This window comes from [Clostridium] ultunense DSM 10521 (assembly GCF_000511955.1).
GTDB lineage: Bacteria > Bacillota > Clostridia > Tissierellales > Tepidimicrobiaceae > Schnuerera > Schnuerera ultunensis.
The window spans coordinates 802,950-804,573 of record NZ_AZSU01000003.1 but is presented as its reverse complement, the minus strand read 5'-3'; the positions used below and the strand labels follow the sequence as shown (position 1 = coordinate 804,573).

The window sequence follows — 1,624 nt, the reverse complement described above, 5'->3', positions numbered from 1 at the left end:
TGTCAATAACTTTTGAAAATGTCAGTAAAAAATAAGCTAATTATCGCTTAAAAATGTCAGTATTAGGATATAATAATAACATCTTTGGGGCTTTGATATTGTAGCTGTTCAATTTTAAATGTCAAGGATAAAATGAACAAGCAAAGCTTGTCCTTGACATTTAAAATTTCACTAGCTTGTTTTGCAACTAGCCCCAAAGGATGTTAAAACATTGAAATTAAGCGTATTTGCTTAAAAATATTTCTTCTAGGACACTGAGTACTTCCTCATAACTTTCATCGAAATAGACTTTTTTAAATTTATCATGGCCATATTTGAAATAGTGGTCATCTGGAGGTATATACTTAGTTTTAAGTTTATTCTGCTTGGTTTCATGTTTTCTTTTAGGCTTTATGAAGTTAATTACTTCATAAACATTGCCCTGGTATTCTGCTTTAATTCCTACTGAAGTACTGATTATAACAGTGATCTTTGATTTCTTTGGGATTTCAGGCAATCCAGGGCTTTTTAATACCTGAAAATGTCTATTGTGTATAGAAAAAACACTGCCATTATCAATAGTTCTTGTTTGTTTAACACATAAAATATGATCTAGTATTAAATCATCAGTAAGCTTGCGATAAACTAATTCACTGTCCTCTGGTTCTACAGCAAATATGGAGTTAAACTTAGGGATATATTTAAGCAAGAATTCATTAGCTTCCTCAACTGTAGTAATCCCTGCAATTTTAAACTCAACGGGTAACCTACTTTGTAGCGTATTCCAAAGTCTTTCGACTCTACCTTTGGCCTGAGGAGAGCGTGCTGTAATAATTGCGATACCTAATTCTTTCATAGCCCTACCAAATTGGGTATCATTGATAATTTTGCCCTCTAGCTGTTCTTCTATGGATACTTTACTAGCATTAGGCGAACGGAATATTGTATGTCTATCTGTATAAATACAAGAAGGAATACCATGATTTAAAATCATTTGTCTAGTGATTTCTAAATATCCATGTAAGCACTCATTTTTAGTCATATAAAGACCTACAATTTCCCCAGAAGCATCATCAATAGCACCATGAAGAGAAAATTTATCAGTATTACCAAACCATTCGAAAGGAGTGGCATCTATCTGTATTAACATTCCTTTTCTAGCTTTTCTCTTCCGTCTGTAATGCTTCTTAGATTTACGCCTCTTCTTAGGGCTTATAACACCATTAGAAGTTAGTAGATTATAAAGGGCATTGTAACTTATGGAAATACCTTCATTCTCAAGAAGAAGTTCTTGAAAATGCTTAAAATTGGCATCCTTGTATTTATCGGATTTTTTAAGTTTAACAATATTTTGTTTAAAATCATCATCGAAAGCATGATAAGGTTTCCTATTGGTATTCTTGTGGATAAGGAACGACACACCTTCTTCTTCCACTCCTTTTTTTAGGCGATAAATTTGTCGTTCACTTAGACCCAGACTTTCGGCCGCATCACAAGGTTTAAGGTTACCTTCAATCACGTTTGAGATGACTCGATATCTGTTTAATTGTTTTTCATTCAATAGATAATGCACCTCTTTTTTCATATTATTATTTTGACATAATCAAAAGATAATTATGAGATGACATTATCAAAAGATAATAAC

The 1,624-nt window shown here is 32.4% G+C and carries 1 protein-coding gene; it reads right to left on the bottom strand.

All coding sequences use genetic code 11. From position 1 onward, the window contains the following. Positions 1–217: 217 nt before the first annotated feature. Positions 218–1,540 carry an ISNCY family transposase gene (locus CUL_RS20310; protein ID WP_025641767.1) on the bottom strand — a complete coding sequence of 441 codons (1,323 nt, stop codon included), beginning with the start codon at positions 1,538–1,540 and terminating at the stop codon, positions 218–220. Between the last annotated feature and the right edge of the window lie 84 nt (positions 1,541–1,624).